The organism is Thermomonas brevis, assembly GCF_014395425.1.
Classification (GTDB): Bacteria; Pseudomonadota; Gammaproteobacteria; order Xanthomonadales; family Xanthomonadaceae; genus Thermomonas; species Thermomonas brevis.
Genome location: NZ_CP060711.1, coordinates 3,207,732 through 3,221,847 on the forward strand (window position 1 = coordinate 3,207,732; position 14,116 = coordinate 3,221,847).

At 70.1% G+C, this 14,116-nt stretch carries 16 protein-coding genes; 8 read left to right on the forward strand and 8 right to left on the reverse strand.

Features of this window, described 5'->3' with window-relative positions; all coding sequences use genetic code 11:
• Position 1: 1 nt before the first annotated feature.
• From H9L17_RS14850 to H9L17_RS14860, 3 genes are read right to left on the reverse strand one after another with little or no spacing between them, the layout of a single operon-like run.
• The gene (locus H9L17_RS14850) at positions 2–1,996 is read right to left on the reverse strand and encodes an acetyl/propionyl/methylcrotonyl-CoA carboxylase subunit alpha (RefSeq protein WP_187570185.1); all 1,995 of its coding nucleotides are present in this window, start codon (positions 1,994–1,996) and stop codon (positions 2–4) included.
• The gene (locus H9L17_RS14855) at positions 1,996–2,391 is read right to left on the reverse strand and encodes a VOC family protein (protein WP_187570186.1); all 396 of its coding nucleotides are present in this window, start codon (positions 2,389–2,391) and stop codon (positions 1,996–1,998) included. Before H9L17_RS14855 ends, H9L17_RS14850 begins: the two co-directional genes overlap by 1 nt.
• A gap of 3 nt (positions 2,392–2,394) precedes the next feature.
• Positions 2,395–3,195 carry an enoyl-CoA hydratase-related protein gene (locus H9L17_RS14860; RefSeq protein ID WP_187570187.1) on the reverse strand — a complete coding sequence of 267 codons (801 nt, stop codon included), beginning with the start codon at positions 3,193–3,195 and terminating at the stop codon, positions 2,395–2,397.
• Positions 3,196–3,298: 103 nt separating this feature from the next.
• Here H9L17_RS14860 and H9L17_RS14865 point away from each other — a divergent pair, with 103 nt between their 5' ends.
• Genes H9L17_RS14865 through H9L17_RS14875 form a run of 3 tightly spaced genes read left to right on the forward strand, consistent with a single transcriptional unit; the run spans position 3,299 to position 5,630 of the window.
• The gene (locus H9L17_RS14865) at positions 3,299–3,547 is read left to right on the forward strand and encodes a FeoA family protein (protein WP_187570188.1); all 249 of its coding nucleotides are present in this window, start codon (positions 3,299–3,301) and stop codon (positions 3,545–3,547) included.
• Positions 3,544–5,397 (forward strand): ferrous iron transporter B, encoded by a 1,854-nt coding sequence (gene feoB / locus H9L17_RS14870; protein ID WP_187570189.1) that lies wholly within the window; start codon positions 3,544–3,546, stop codon positions 5,395–5,397. Before H9L17_RS14865 ends, feoB begins: the two co-directional genes overlap by 4 nt.
• Positions 5,397–5,630: a DUF6587 family protein gene (locus tag H9L17_RS14875; RefSeq protein ID WP_187570190.1), complete on the forward strand. Its 234-nt coding sequence runs from the start codon at positions 5,397–5,399 to the stop codon at positions 5,628–5,630. Before feoB ends, H9L17_RS14875 begins: the two co-directional genes overlap by 1 nt.
• A 74-nt stretch (positions 5,631–5,704) precedes the next feature.
• Here H9L17_RS14875 and H9L17_RS14880 read toward each other — a convergent pair whose 3' ends face one another.
• The 4 genes from H9L17_RS14880 to H9L17_RS14895 form a co-directional block, all read right to left on the reverse strand.
• Positions 5,705–6,085, reverse strand: a complete 381-nt coding sequence (locus tag H9L17_RS14880) for a hypothetical protein (protein WP_187570191.1) — start codon at positions 6,083–6,085, stop codon at positions 5,705–5,707.
• A gap of 297 nt (positions 6,086–6,382) precedes the next feature.
• The gene (locus tag H9L17_RS14885) at positions 6,383–6,736 is read right to left on the reverse strand and encodes a hypothetical protein (RefSeq protein WP_187570192.1); all 354 of its coding nucleotides are present in this window, start codon (positions 6,734–6,736) and stop codon (positions 6,383–6,385) included.
• The gene (locus tag H9L17_RS14890; protein WP_187570193.1) at positions 6,733–7,242 is read right to left on the reverse strand and encodes a bactofilin family protein; all 510 of its coding nucleotides are present in this window, start codon (positions 7,240–7,242) and stop codon (positions 6,733–6,735) included. Before H9L17_RS14890 ends, H9L17_RS14885 begins: the two co-directional genes overlap by 4 nt.
• A 163-nt stretch (positions 7,243–7,405) precedes the next feature.
• On the reverse strand, positions 7,406–8,062 hold the full coding sequence (locus tag H9L17_RS14895; protein WP_187570194.1) for an O-methyltransferase: 657 nt from the start codon (positions 8,060–8,062) through the stop codon (positions 7,406–7,408).
• A 95-nt stretch (positions 8,063–8,157) separates the two neighbouring features.
• Between H9L17_RS14895 and H9L17_RS14900 the strand changes: the two genes are divergently transcribed.
• On the forward strand, positions 8,158–8,796 hold the full coding sequence (locus tag H9L17_RS14900; protein ID WP_187570195.1) for a TetR/AcrR family transcriptional regulator: 639 nt from the start codon (positions 8,158–8,160) through the stop codon (positions 8,794–8,796).
• 15 nt (positions 8,797–8,811) lie between these two features.
• On the opposite strand, the gene H9L17_RS14905 is transcribed toward H9L17_RS14900, so the two are convergent.
• A complete protein-coding gene (locus tag H9L17_RS14905; RefSeq protein WP_187570196.1) occupies positions 8,812–10,422 on the reverse strand; it encodes a carboxyl transferase domain-containing protein in 1,611 nt (536 codons plus the stop codon).
• Between the two features lie 76 nt (positions 10,423–10,498).
• Here H9L17_RS14905 and rlmD point away from each other — a divergent pair, with 76 nt between their 5' ends.
• From rlmD to H9L17_RS14925, 4 genes are read left to right on the forward strand one after another with little or no spacing between them, the layout of a single operon-like run.
• Positions 10,499–11,875, forward strand: a complete 1,377-nt coding sequence (rlmD, locus tag H9L17_RS14910; RefSeq protein WP_187570197.1) for a 23S rRNA (uracil(1939)-C(5))-methyltransferase RlmD — start codon at positions 10,499–10,501, stop codon at positions 11,873–11,875.
• Between the two features lie 2 nt (positions 11,876–11,877).
• A complete protein-coding gene (locus H9L17_RS14915) occupies positions 11,878–12,414 on the forward strand; it encodes a CYTH domain-containing protein (RefSeq protein WP_187570198.1) in 537 nt (178 codons plus the stop codon).
• Positions 12,405–13,457 carry a beta-N-acetylhexosaminidase gene (gene nagZ / locus H9L17_RS14920; protein ID WP_187570199.1) on the forward strand — a complete coding sequence of 351 codons (1,053 nt, stop codon included), beginning with the start codon at positions 12,405–12,407 and terminating at the stop codon, positions 13,455–13,457. Before H9L17_RS14915 ends, nagZ begins: the two co-directional genes overlap by 10 nt.
• Positions 13,454–14,011 (forward strand): hypoxanthine-guanine phosphoribosyltransferase, encoded by a 558-nt coding sequence (locus H9L17_RS14925; protein ID WP_187570200.1) that lies wholly within the window; start codon positions 13,454–13,456, stop codon positions 14,009–14,011. The genes nagZ and H9L17_RS14925 overlap by 4 nt, the downstream gene beginning before the upstream one ends.
• Positions 14,012–14,116: the final 105 nt, after the last annotated feature.

A 14,116-nucleotide genomic window follows, 5' to 3' on the forward strand; every position in this document is an offset into this window, starting at 1 on the left:
GTCATTGCTCCAGCGTGGCGAGGACGGCGTCGGCCTCGACGAAATCGCCGGCATGCGCGCGCAGTTCGGCGAGGGTGCCGGCGCGCGGGGCCTTCAGCGCCAGCTCCATCTTCATCGCCTCCAGCACCAGCACCACGTCGCCCGCGTCCAGCGCGTCGCCGGGCCTGGCCTGCACCAGCACCACGCGGCCCGGCATCGGCGCGCGGATGCGGTGTTCGGCGGCATCGCTGCCGGCGGACTGGCGGCGGTACAGCGGTTCCGGTTGCAGGCGCAGGCGCCGGTCGCCGTCGTGCACCAGCACTTCGTCGGCGGACACGGCGGCGAGGAAGCGGCGCATGGCGCCGTCGATGCGAACGCTCAGCGCGCCGTCGGCGAGACGGGCTCCGGCGATGGTGTGGGTCTGGCCGTCGCGTTCGATGCGGTAGTCGCCGCCGTGGCCGTGCGCCAGCAGTTCGATGCTGGCGTCGCCGTGGGCGAAGGCGAGCCGGCGCGCGCCGGCGTGGCCCAGCCGCCAGCCGTCGGCGTCGGCCCAGGGCGAGGTGGGATCGCTGCCATGCGCGGCAGCGGCGCGCGCGTCGGATTCCTGCGCCAGCAACTGCGCGGTGGCGGCGGCCAGCAGCAGGGATGGATCGATGGCGGAGGGCGCGAGGAATTCGTCGAGATGGCGGTCGAGGTAGCCGGTGTCGATGCTCGCCTCGACGATGGCGGGATGCCGCACCAGCCGTTCGAGGAAGGCGACGTTGGACTTCGGCCCGCTGATCGCGCAGCCGGCCAGCGCTTCGCGCAGCCGCGCCAGCGCGCGCGGGCGGTCTTCGTCCCAGACGATCAGCTTGGCGATCATCGGGTCGTAGAAAATGGTGACGGTGTCGCCTTCGACCACGCCGGAATCGAGCCGCACGTGCCGCGACGGCGCCGGCAGGCGCAGCGTCTTCAGCGTGCCGGAGCCGGGTAGGAAACCGGCGTCCGGGTCTTCCGCGTACAGCCGCACCTCGATGGCGTGGCCGTGCTGAGCGATGTCTTCCTGCCGCAGCGGCAACTGCTCGCCGGCGGCGATGCGCAGCTGCCATTCGACCAGGTCCAGGCCGGTGACTTCCTCGGTGACCGGATGCTCGACCTGCAGTCGCGTGTTGATCTCCATGAAGTAAAAGCCGCCGTCCTGCCCGACGATGAATTCCACCGTGCCGGCGTTGGCGTAGTCGATCGCGTGCGCCGCCTGCACCGCCGCCGCGCCCATCGCCGCGCGCAGCTCGGGGGTGAGGAAGGGCGAGGGCGATTCCTCCAGCACTTTCTGGTAGCGCCGCTGCGCCGAGCATTCGCGCTCGCCGAGATGGATGGCGGCACCGAAGCCGTCGCCGAAGATCTGGATCTCGATGTGGCGCGGATGCTCGATGTAGCGTTCCAGAAGCACGCGGTCGCGGCCGAAGGCGCTGGCGGCCTCGCGCTGGCAGCTTTGCAGGTTCGCCCCGAACTCGCCGGCCTCGCGCACGATGCGCATGCCCTTGCCGCCGCCGCCGTGCGCGGCCTTGATCATCAGCGGGTAGCCGATGCGGTCGGCTTCGCGCTGCAGCAACTCGGGCGACTGGTCCTCGCCGGTGTAGCCCGGCACCACCGGCACGCCGGCGGCGGCCATCAGGTCCTTGGCGCCGGCCTTGCTGCCCATCTTGCGCATCGAGCTGCCTGCCGGGCCGATGAAGGCAATGCCGGCGGCCTGCACGGCGTCGGCGAAGTCGGCGTTCTCGGACAGGAAGCCGTAGCCGGGATGGATCGCCTGCGCGCCGGTCTTCTTCGCGACGTCGAGGATGGCGTCGCCGCGCAGGTAGCTGTCCTGCGGGCGCGGGCCGCCGATGCAGTGCGCCTCGTCGGCCAGCCGCACGTGCTGGGCGTCGCCGTCGGCCTCGGAAAACACGGCGACGGTGCGGATGCCGAGCCGGCGCGCGGTGCGGATGACGCGGCAGGCGATCTCGCCGCGGTTGGCGATCAGGATCTTCTGGAACATCAGGCGCTGGCGTCCGGCAGGTGGCAGACGGCTTCGATGTTGTGCCCGTCCGGGTCCAGCACGAAGGCGCCGTAGTAATTGGCGTGGTAATGCGGGCGCAGGCCGGGCGTGCCGTTGTCGCGCCCGCCCGCGGCCAGCGCGGCGGCGTGGAAGGCGTCGACCCTGGCGCGGCTGTCGGCGGCGAAGGCGACGTGGGTATGCTCGCCCGGCGCGCCGTCGTCGCCGAACCAGAAGTACGGATTGCCGTCGCTGCCGAAGCCGGCGGCGCTGCCGTTGCCGGTCATCTCCGGCGTGACCTCCATCACCAGGCCGATGCCCAGCGGCGCCAGGGCCTGCGTGTAGAACGCGAGGCTGCGTGCGTAATCGGAAACGGGGATGCCTACGTGGTCGAGCATGGGTTACTCCGTGGTTCCGTCGTGGGGATGCCAGCCCGGCTTGCGCTTGTCGAGGAAGGCTGACAACCCTTCCTGGCCCTCCGGCGAGACGCGCAGGCGGGCGATCAGCGCGGCGTTGTCGGCGTCGTGCCTCGCGCCGTCGGCGTGTGCGCGGACATCGCGCACCAGCCGCTTGGCGGCGGCCGACGCAACCGGCCCGGCCTTGAGCAGGAAGCCGATCTGCCGCTGCACGGCGGCGTCCAGCGCGTCGGTGTCGACCACCTCATGCAGCAGGCCGATGCGCAGCGCCTCGGCGGCGTCGAAGATTTCGGCGGTGGCGAAGTAGCGGCGCGCGTTGCGCGGGCCGATGGCATCGACGACGTAGGGCGAGATCACCGCCGGTAGCAGACCCAGCTTGCTTTCGGTCAGGCCGAACTTCGCCTGCGGCACGCCGATGGCGATGTCGCAGCAGGCCACCAGCCCCACGCCGCCGCCGAACGCCGCGCCCTGCACGCGGGCGATGGTCGGCTTGGGCAGCTCGTCCAGCGTGCGCATCAGGCGGGCGAGGGCGAGGCTGTCCTCGCGGTTCTCGGCCTCGCTGGCGGCGGCCATGCCGCGCATCCAGTTGAGGTCGGCGCCGGCGGAGAACGACGGGCCATCGGCTTCCAGCACCAACACGCGGATCGACGCGTCCGCCGCCACCTCGTCCAGCGCCGCGGTCAGGCCGGCGATCAGGCCGGCGTCGAAGGCGTTGTGCACCTGCGCGCGGGTCATCCGCAGGCGGGCGACGGCGCCGTCGCGGTGCAGTTGCAGGGAGGCGCTCATGCCGGGTCCGCCGCGCTCTGAAAGAGTGATGCCGCACATGATACCGGCAGGCGGGAATGCTAGAATTGAGAACAATTCCCATTTGTCGTGGTGCGGCGTGTCGATGCGATTGAGCGAACTTCCCAAACGCCGGCCGGCCGTCGTCGACATCGTCGAGGAACACATGCCGAACGACGCGGTCGCGCGCCGCCTGCGCGAGCTGGGCTTCGTCGCCGGCGAGGACGTCGAAGTGGTGGCCGCCGGCCCGCTGGGCGCCGAGCCGCTGCTGGTGCAGGTGGGCTTCACCCGCTTCGCGCTGCGCCGCGCCGAGGCCGCGCGGGTGCGCCTGCGCGCGGACGGGAGCGCGGCATGAGCGACGCCGCCGCGCTTTCGCGCATCGCCCTGGTCGGCAACCCCAACTGCGGCAAGACCGCGCTGTTCAACCTGCTCACGGGCAGCCGCCAGAAGGTCGCCAACTACGCCGGCGTCACCGTGGAGCGCAAGGAAGGCCGGCTGACCGCGCCGTCCGGGCGCAACTACGCGGTGCTGGACCTGCCGGGTGCGTACAGCCTCAACGCCGCCAGCCTGGACGAGGCGGTGACGCGCGACCTGATCCGCGGCTTCTATCCGGGCGAGCCCGCGCCCGACCTGCTGCTGTGCGTGGTCGACGCCACCAATCTGCGCCTGCACCTGCGCTTCGTGCTGGAGCTGCGCGCGCTGGGGCGGCCGATGATCGTCGCGCTCAACATGATGGACGCCGCCCGCAAGCGCGGCATCGCTATCGACGTGGACGCGTTGCAGCGCGAACTCGGCGTGCCGGTGGTGGAAACCGTGGCGGTGCGGCGCAACGGCGCGCACGCGCTGCTGGAGCGGCTGGAAACGCTGGGCGGCGCGGCGCCGGACGCGCACGCGCCGCTGTCCGACGACGCCCTGCACGGGGAAGTGCGCCGCCTGCTGGCGCTGGCGGTGGCGATGCCGCGCCGCACCGCCGCCATCGACGACGCGCTGGACCGCTGGCTGCTGCATCCGTTGTTCGGCCTGGTGGCGCTGGGCGTGGTGATGTTCCTGATCTTCCAGGCGGTGTACGCCTGGGCGACGCCGATGATGGACGGCATCGAGGCCGCCACCGCGTGGTTCGGCGAACTGGTCGGCGGCGCGCTGCCGGACGGCCCGCTGCGCAGCCTCCTGGTGGACGGCGTGATCGCCGGCATCGGCGGCGTGATCGTGTTCCTGCCGCAGATCCTGGTGCTGTTCGCCTTCATCCTCGCGCTGGAGGAGTCCGGCTATCTGCCGCGCGCCGCCTTCCTGCTGGACCGGATGATGGCGGCGGCGGGGCTGTCCGGGCGCAGCTTCATCCCGCTGTTGTCCAGCTTCGCCTGCGCGGTGCCGGGGATCATGTCCACGCGTTCCATCCAGGATCCGCGCGACCGCCTCGCCACCATCCTGGTCGCGCCGCTGATGACCTGCTCGGCGCGGCTGCCGGTGTACACGCTGCTGATCGGTGCGTTCGTCCCGCAGAAGAAGATCGGCTGGTTCAACCAGCAGGGGCTGGTGCTGTTCGGCCTGTACGCGGCCGGCATCCTCAGCGCGCTGGCGGTGGCGTGGACGATGAAGCTGTGGCGGCGCGACAAGAGCGAGCACCCGCTGCTGCTGGAGCTGCCGTCCTACCGCATCCCGCACCTGCGCGATGTCGGGATCGGGCTGTGGGAGCGGGCGATGATCTTCCTCAAGCGCGTCGGCGGCATCATCCTGGCGCTGACCATCCTGCTGTGGTTCCTGCTCAGCTTCCCCGGCGCGCCGATCGATGCCACCGGGCCGGCCATCGACTACAGCTTCGCCGGCCGCATCGGCACCTGGATGACCGCGGTGTTCGCGCCGATCGGCTTCAACTGGCAGATCTGCATCGCGCTGATCCCGGGCATGGCCGCGCGCGAGGTGGTGGTGTCCTCGCTGGCGACGGTGTACGCGCTGTCGGCGGCCAACGACGATGCCGCCGTGCAGGCGCTGACGCCGATCATCCAGGGCCAGTGGACGCTGGCGACCGCGCTGTCGCTGCTGGTGTGGTTCATCTACGCGCCGCAGTGCATCTCCACGCTGGCGACGATCAAGCGCGAGACGCATTCGTGGAAGCAGACCGCGTTCGCGGCCGGCTACCTGTTCGCGCTGGCCTACCTGGCGTCGCTGCTCACCTACCGCATCGCGCTGGCGTTCGGGGCGGGCTGATGGACGCCTCGCTGCTGCTGCAATACCTGATCGTCGCGCTGGCGGTGCTGGTCAGCGCGGCGGTGGTGATGCGCAAGCAGTTCCCGAACGCGACGCGGAAGCTGCGCATCGCGCTGGCGCTGCCGCTGCTGCGCGAAGGCCGGCCGGCCTGGCTGCGCGCGCTGGCGCGGAAGATCGCGCCGCCGGGGCAGGGCGGCGGCAAGGACTGCGGCGGCTGCAACGGCTGCGGCTGAGCGGCGTCGATAGAGGCAAAAAAACAAGGCCCGCGATCGCGGGCCTTGTCGTGTGGTGCGTTGAAGCCGGGCGGTTATTTCTTGGCTTCGTCGGCAGCGTTCTTGGCCTTGTCGGCCATCTTCTGCGCGGCATCCGCGGTCGCCTGGGCCGCATTCGCGGTCGCATCGGCCGCTTTGGAGGCGGCGTCGGCGCTGGCCTGCTTCGCGTTGTCGGCGGCGTTCTCCACCGCCGCGCCGGCCTCGCCGACGGCTTCGCCGGTCGCGGCGGCTGCGGCGTCGGCGGCCTCGGAGGCGGCATTGGCCGCGGCGTCGGCGGCCTGGCTGGTGGCATCGGCCGCCTGCTGGGCGGCGTCGCTGGCTTCGGCGGCTTCGTTCTGCGCGGTGGTGGTGTCGTTCTTGCAGGCGGACAGCGTCAGTGCGGCAGCCACCAGGGCGACATAGAGCTTGGCATTCATCGATGGACTCCTAGAGGGTGTGAAGTGGCTGTCTGGCGGTGCGCGAAGATTGGCCGCGTGACTGCCAGCGCCGCCGCGGGGCGGCAGCCGAAGTGTAAGAACGCGTCCGTGAAGAAAACGCTGCGGGAACGTTCGGATCGCGTTTCGGCGCTGGAAAGAAGCGATCAGGCTTCCAGGGAATTGAGCCGGAAGGATTGTTTTTCGGTTCCGGCTTTCGGCCTGCGGCCTGGACCTCGGGTGGGACAGGCTCGCCGGCTACTTCGGAGCACGGGGGGCGACCTTGCCGCCTCCCCCGGATCAGTGCCGCCGCCGCTTGCCCGGCGACGCCGGCACCGCCTCCACCGCCACGCTGAAACTGCGCGATTCGCCCGGGAACACCGCGCCGACGCCGGCCACGTGGCGGCCGACTTCCTCGCCGCGTTCGTTGCGGATCACCACCACCATCGTGTACTCGAACGCGCCGTCGTCCGGCGCGTTGAGCGTGCCTTCCACCTTCAGCGGCACGAAACGCTGCGCCGCGTCGCTGGCCGGCGCGTCGAAGCGCAGGTGGCCGCGGCAGGCCGGGCAGACCGCCGAGCTTTCCAGGATGGTGGCCTTGCAGTGCGGGCAGGTGCGCGTGGCGCCCGCCACGCCGGGGCGCACGGCGCTCATGCGGCGCTGCCGCTCTCCGTCTTCGCCGGCTTGTCGTCCTTGCCCCAGCCGCATTCGACGTGGCCGCGGATGCGGCTGCCGGCGGCGACGGTCAGGCTGCCGGCCTTGAGGTCGCCGTTGATCGCGCCACTCTGCAGCAGTTCCACCTGCTGCGCGCTGGCGATGTTGCCTTCCAGCTCGCCGGCCAGCGTCACCTTGCTGGCCGACACGCCGCCGGACACCTTGGCGCCCTGGTCGATGGTCAGGTTGCCCTGCACCTTGATGTCGCCCTTGAACTTGCCGGCGATGCGGACGTGGCCGGCGCCTTCGATCTTGCCCTCGATGGCGAGGTCGGCGGCGATCACCGACTCGCGCGCCGGGGTTTCCACCGCGCGGATCGGCGTGGGAGCGGCGGGCGCCGATGCGGGTTCCGTGGCCGTCGCGACCGGCGGTTCGGGCGAGGCGAGGTCGAAGCGGGCGGGCTCGCTGGCCTTGGCGGCCGGGGCGGGGTCTTTCCAGATGGCCATGCACGGATCTCCACGGGGAAGGATTTCCGAGGCTACCACCGATTTAGCGCAACTATCTTCCTGAATACGGAAGATAGTTGGCCCAAGCCATTGAATGCGATGGAAGTCACATCCCCATTTCAAGGGAAGCGGGTGCGATTTTTGGAGCCAGGCGGAACGGCGCTCACAGCCTGAGCGAAAGCTCCACGTCCGCATCGAACGGCAGGCTGAGATAGCCGTTCCCGCCGCGGATGCGCGCAAGGTAGTCCGGCGCCATGTCCGCGTTGTCGGCGACGATCAGCGCGCCGGGGCGCAGGTGCGGTTCGAGCAGGTCGAGCACGGGCGAATACAGCGCCTTGGCGCCGTCGAGCAGCACCAGATCGATGGCTTCCGGCAGATCGCGCGCCAGCGTTTCCAGCGCATCGCCCGCGCGGATCTCGACCAGGTCGTCCAGACCCGCGGCGGCCACGTTCGCGCGCGCCCGCGCCACCTTGCCGGGCTCGAACTCGCTGCCGATCAGCCGGCCGCCGCCGTTGTCGCGCAGCGCGGCGGCCAGATGCAGCGTGGACACGCCGAACGAGGTGCCGAATTCCACCACCGTGCGGGCGTTGCTGGCGCGGGCGAGCAGGTAGAGCAGGCGGCCGGTCTCGCGCGAGACGGCGAGATGGGCGTCCTTGGCGCGTTCGTACAGCGCGCGCCAGTCCTCGCCGCGCAGCAGCGCCTGGCGCTGGTCCGGCGACAGCTGGTCGAAGTCGCGCTCCAGCGTTTCCTGGGTGGCGTCGGCTTCGTCGAACAGGCGGGGCAGCAGGGTCGAAAGCGGGGGGGAAAGAAGGGTATTCATCGCGGTATTTCCAGCGGTTGGCGGACGGCGTCCGGGGTGCGGCTAGAATGCGAATGATTCGTCGCATTCACAATTCGCATTCCGGAGCGCCGCCCATGAAGAAGCGCGAAAACCCCGTGGTGTCGCCGCGCAAGCGGCCTCGCCAGTCCCGCTCGGAGCACCTGGTGGCGGCCATTCTGGAAGCGGCGGTTCGCGTTCTGGAGCGCGAAGGCGCGGCGCGCTTCACCACCGCGCGGGTGGCGGAGGCGGCCGGCGTCAGCGTGGGTTCGCTTTACCAGTACTTCCCCAACAAGCAGGCGATCCTGTTCCGGCTGCAGGCCGACGAATGGGCGCAGACCGGCGGCCAGCTCCACGAGATGCTGGCCGACGCCGCGCGCCCGCCGCCGGAGCGTCTGCGCCGGGCGGTGCTGGCGTTCTTCCGCTCCGAGTGCGAGGAGGCGGCCCTGCGCGGCGCGTTGGCCGACGCTGCGCCCCTGTATCGCGATGCGCCGGAAGCGGCGGCGCACCGCCGCGCCGGCCAGAAGCAGCTGGCGGCGTTCATGGCCGAGGCGCTACCCGGCGTCGATCCGCGCAAGCGCCGGCAGGCCGCCGATGCGGTCGCCACCGTGCTGACCGCGACCGGCAAGACCGTGTCCGAGCAGGCGCGCTCGCGCGCCAGCGTGGATGCGCTGGCGAAGGCGGTCGGCGAAATGCTGTGCGGCTATCTGGAACGCGTGGCGAAGGGCCAGGCCTGATCGCCGCGCGGGCGGTCACATGCGGAACACGCCGAAGCGGGTGCGATCCTCGATCGGTGCGTTGAGCGAGGCCGACAACCCCAGCCCCAGCACCCGGCGGGTATCGGCGGGGTCGATGATGCCGTCGTCCCACAGCCGCGCGGTGGCGTAGTAGGGGTTGCCCTGCGTTTCGTACTGCTCGCGGATCGGGGCTTTGAAGGCGTCTTCTTCCTCGGGCGTCCACACGCCGCCCCTGGCCTCGATGCCATCGCGCTTCACCGTCGCCAGCACGCTCGCGGCCTGTTCGCCGCCCATCACGCTGATCCGCGCGTTCGGCCACATCCACAGGAAGCGCGCGCCGTAGGCGCGGCCGCACATCGCGTAGTTGCCCGCGCCGAAGCTGCCGCCGATCACCACGGTGAACTTGGGCACATGGCTGCACGCCACCGCCGTCACCATCTTCGCGCCGTCCTTGGCGATGCCGGCCTGTTCGTATTTGCGGCCGACCATGAAGCCGGTGATGTTCTGCAAGAACACCAGCGGAATGCCGCGCTGGTTGCACAGTTCGATGAAGTGCGCGCCCTTGAGCGCGGATTCGGCGAACAGGATGCCGTTGTTGGCGACGATGCCCACCGGGTAGCCGTGCAGATGCGCGAAGCCGGTCACCAGCGTCTTGCCGTAGCGTGCCTTGAACTCCTGCAGTTCGCTGCCGTCGGTGATGCGGGCGATCACTTCGCGGATGTCGAACGGACGGCGCGCGTCTTTCGGCACGATGCCGTACAGCTCGTCGCTGGCGTACAGCGGTTCGCGCGATGCTTGCGTCGCCACCGGCAGGACTTTTTTGCGGTTGAAGGTGCCGACGATGCCGCGCGCGATTTCCAGCGCGTGGCGGTCGTCCTCGGCGAAATGGTCGGCCACACCGGAGACGCTGGTGTGCACGTCCGCGCCGCCCAGCGTTTCGGCATCCACCACTTCGCCGGTGGCCGCCTTCACCAGCGGCGGGCCGCCGAGGAAGATGGTGCCCTGTTCCTTCACAATCACGGATTCGTCGCACATCGCCGGCACGTAGGCGCCGCCGGCGGTACAACTGCCCATCACCACCGCGACCTGCGGGATGTTCGCAGCAGACATCCGCGCCTGGTTGTAGAAGATGCGGCCGAAGTGTTCCTTGTCGGGAAACACCTCGTCCTGCAACGGCAAAAACGCGCCGCCGGAATCGACGAGGTAGATGCAGGGCAGCTTGTTCTCGCGCGCCACTTCCTGCGCGCGCAGGTGCTTCTTCACCGTCATCGGGAAATAGGTGCCGCCCTTGACGGTGGCGTCGTTGGCGACGATGACGACTTCCTGCCCCATCACCCGGCCGATGCCGCAGACCATGCCGGCGGCGGGCGCGGCATCGTCGTACATGCCTTCGGCGGCCAGCGGGGCGAGTTCCAGGAACGGCGAACCCGGGTCGAGCAGGGCGTCGATGCGTTCGCGCGGCAGCAGCTTGCCGCGTTCGACGTGCTTGGCCCGCGCCTTCTCGCCGCCGCCGTTCGCCGCGCGCGCCAGCCGACGGTCGAGTTCGGCCACGAGGTCGCGGTGGAAGGCGGCGTTGTCGAGGAAGTCCTGCGAGCGGGTGTCGAGTTGCGAGGTCAGCGCGGGCATGCGGAGCGTCCGGTGCGGCACGAAAACGCCAAGGATACCGCCTGCATCCGCCGGCTTCGCGCTGCAGTCTGCGACAATGGCCGGCCACCCAGCCCTTGTCCGCCACGTGGCCCGCCTCGACCAGACCCCCAAGACCCTCGCCATCCACGACCTCAGCCACGACGGTCGCGGCGTCGCCCGTTGGCCGGACGGCCACGCGCAGGCCGGCAAGGCCGTGTTCGTGTCCGGCGCGCTGCCGGGCGAAACCGTCAGCGTGCAGCAGACCGCGCGCTCCAAGCATTTCGACGAGGCGAAGACGCTGGAGGTGCTGGAGGCATCGGTGGATCGGGTCGCGCCGCGCTGTCCGCATTTCGGCATTTGCGGCGGCTGCGTGTTGCAGCACCTCGCCGAGGATCGGCAGATCGCCTACAAGCAGCGGGTGCTGCTGGACAATCTGCAGCGCATCGGCCATGTCGCGCCGGGCGCGGTGCTGCCGCCGCTGCAAGGCGATGCCTGGGGCTATCGGCGCAAGGGGCGGTTCTCGGTGCGGCGGGTGGAGAAGAAGGACAAGACGCTGGTGGGTTTCCGCGAGCAGGATCCGCGTTTCGTCGCCGACATCGCCGAGTGCCACGTCGTGGTGCCGCAGCTCGGCTTCAAGGTGGCCGCGCTGGGCGCGCTGGTCGATGGCATGGACGCGCGCCGCGACATTCCGCAAATCGAGTTCATCGCCGGCGATGCGGCGACCGCGCTGGTGTTCCGCCACCTGCAACCGCTGTTGGAGGCCGACAAGGCCAAGCTGGCTGCGTTCGGCGAGGAACACGGATTCACGATTTTCCTGCAACCCGGCGGCCTGGATTCCGTGCATCCGCTTGCGGGCGAGCCGCCGCAGTTGGCGTTCCGGCTGCCCCAGTGGGACGTGGAACTGCTGTTCCGCCCGCTGGATTTCATCCAGGTCAACGCCAAGCTCAACCAGGCGATGATCGCCCGCGCGCTGGAGCTGCTGGACGTACAGCCGGGCGAGCGCGTGCTCGATCTGTTCTGCGGATTGGGCAATTTCACCCTGCCGCTGGCGCGTGCGTCGGGCGACGGTGCGGTGGTCGGCGTGGAAGGCGATGCCGGTCTGGTGGCGCGGGCGCGCTTGAACGCCGAGCACAACGGCATGGGCAACGTGCAGTTCCACACCGCCGATCTGGCGCAGGATTTGGCCGGTCAGCCGTGGCTGAAAGCCGGCTTCGACAAGCTGCTGCTCGACCCCGCACGCTCCGGTGCCATCGAAGTGCTTAAGCAACTGCCGCTGAAGGGCCTGAAGCGGATCGTCTATGTCAGCTGCCATCCCGGCTCGCTGGCCCGCGACGCCGGCTGGCTGGTCAACGAAGCGGGCTGGACGCTGCGCGAGGCGGGCGTGATGGACATGTTCCCGCATACCGCGCACGTCGAATCCATCGCGGTGTTCGATCCGCCGAAAAAGGGCTGAGCATGGGCATCGAAATCGAACGCAAGTTCCTGCCGGTCAACGACGCTTGGCGCGCCGTCGCGCACAGGGTCGTGCCGATGGCGCAGGGCTATCTCAACGACCTCGCGCTGGTCGATTCCGGCGCGATGCAGGCGTCGGTGCGGGTGCGCATCGAGGGCGAGGCCGCCTTCCTCAACATCAAGTCGCGCGAGCTGGGCGCGAGCCGGCAGGAGTTCGAATATCCCGTCCCGGTGGCGGACGCGCAGGCGCTGCTGAAGCTGTGCGTGGGCGGGCTGATCGAGAAGAACCGCCATTACGTCGAACACGCCGGCCATCTGTGGGAAGTGGACGAGTTCCTCGGCGACAACGCCGGGCTGGTGGTGGCGGAGATCGAGCTGGACGCCACCGACGAAGCTTTCGCGAAACCGGATTGGGCCGGCGCGGAAGCCACCCACGCGCAGCGCTACTACAATCTGGCCCTGGCCTCGCGCCCGTACTCGCAATGGCGCGAGGACGAGCGATTGGCGCTGGACTTGAAGGAAGAACAGGGATGCTGCTGATCGGCGTTGCCGGACACGAACTCACCGCGCGCGAGCGCGACTGGCTGCGGCACGACGCCTGCGCCGGCGTCACCCTGTTCGCGCGCAATTTCGCTTCGCGCGCGCAGGTGGCCGAGCTGTCGCAGGCGATCCGCGAGGCGGCATCGCGGCCGGTGCTGCTCGCGGTGGACCAGGAAGGCGGGCGCGTGCAGCGCTTCCGCGAAGGCTACAGCGCGCTGCCGCCGCTGCACGGTTTCGACGCGCTGTACCGGCGCGACGCGGACGCCGCGTTGTCGCTGGCGCGCGAACATGCGTGGCTGATGGCGAGCGAAGTGCGCGCCAGTGGCGTGGATCTGAGCTTCGCGCCGGTGGTGGACCTGGCGCGCGGCAACCGCGCCGTCGGCGACCGCGCGTTCTCGCCCGATCCGCAGGCGGTGGCGGCGTTCGCCCGCGCCTACGTCGAAGGCATGCACGAGGCCGGCATGGCCGCCACGCTCAAGCATTTCCCCGGTCACGGTTCTGTGCTGGAAGACACCCACCACGACGCGGCCGTCGATCCGCGCACGCTGGAAGAACTGCGCACGCTCGACCTTGTGCCGTTCGCCGCCGGGATCGACGCCGGCGCGGACGCGGTGATGATGGCGCACGTCGTCTATCCGCAGATCGCGCCGGAACCGGCGGGCTGCTCGGCGCGCTGGATCGGCGACATCCTGCGAAACGAGATGGGCTTCCGCGGCGTGGTGTTCTCCGACGACATCGGCATGGCCGCCGCCGGTGCGGTGGGCGGCATCAAGGCCCGCATCGACGCGCATCTGGATGCCGGCTGCGACGTGGTGCTGGTGTCGCAACCGACGCAGGTGGAAGAGGCGCTGGCGGCGGTCGAAGGCCGCGCGCTCAACACGATGGCGCTGATCGGCCTGATCGGGCGCGGCCCGCTGGGCTGGGACGGACTGTTGGCGGATGCGCGCCGTGTCGACGCGCAATCGAAATTGGAAGGCATACGCGCCCCGGCGCTGGAGATCGGCGTGCAGTCCGGCGCGAACAACATGGGAGATGTGGCATGACCGCACCGAAACTGGCCGATGCGCTGGCCACCGCGCAGGTGGTGTTCGACAAGGCCACGCTGGAAGCGGCGATCGAACGCATGGCCGGCGAGATCCGCCCGGCCTACGACGACGGCGAAGTCCCGCTGTACATCACGGTGATGAACGGCGGGCTGCCGTTCGCCGCGCAGCTGGCGTTCGCGCTGGGCGAGCGTGGACTCGACCTGGAGTTCGATTACCTGCACGCCACTCGCTATCGCGGCCAGACCAGCGGGTCGGGCCTGGCCTGGCTGCACCGCCCGGCCACCTCGATGCAGGGGCGCAAGGTGCTGCTGGCCGATGACATCCTGGACGAGGGCCACACCCTGCTGGCGGTGAGGCACTGGTGCGAGGACCAGGGCGCGGCCGAGGTGCGCATCGCGGTGCTGGCCGAGAAGGTGCACGACCGTTGCGTCGAAGGCATCTGCGCCGACCACGTGGGCGTGCGGGTGCCGGATGCGTACGTGTTCGGCTACGGGATGGATTACTACGAGCAGGGGCGCAATCTGCCGGCGATTTACGCGTTGGGGGATTGAGTTTCCACTCCCTCCCTTTCGCGCAGCGAAGGGGAGGGTTGGGGAGGGGTGCTTTTCGGCGTTCCGCGAAGAGCGACCCCCTCCCAACCTCCCCCTGTGCTACGC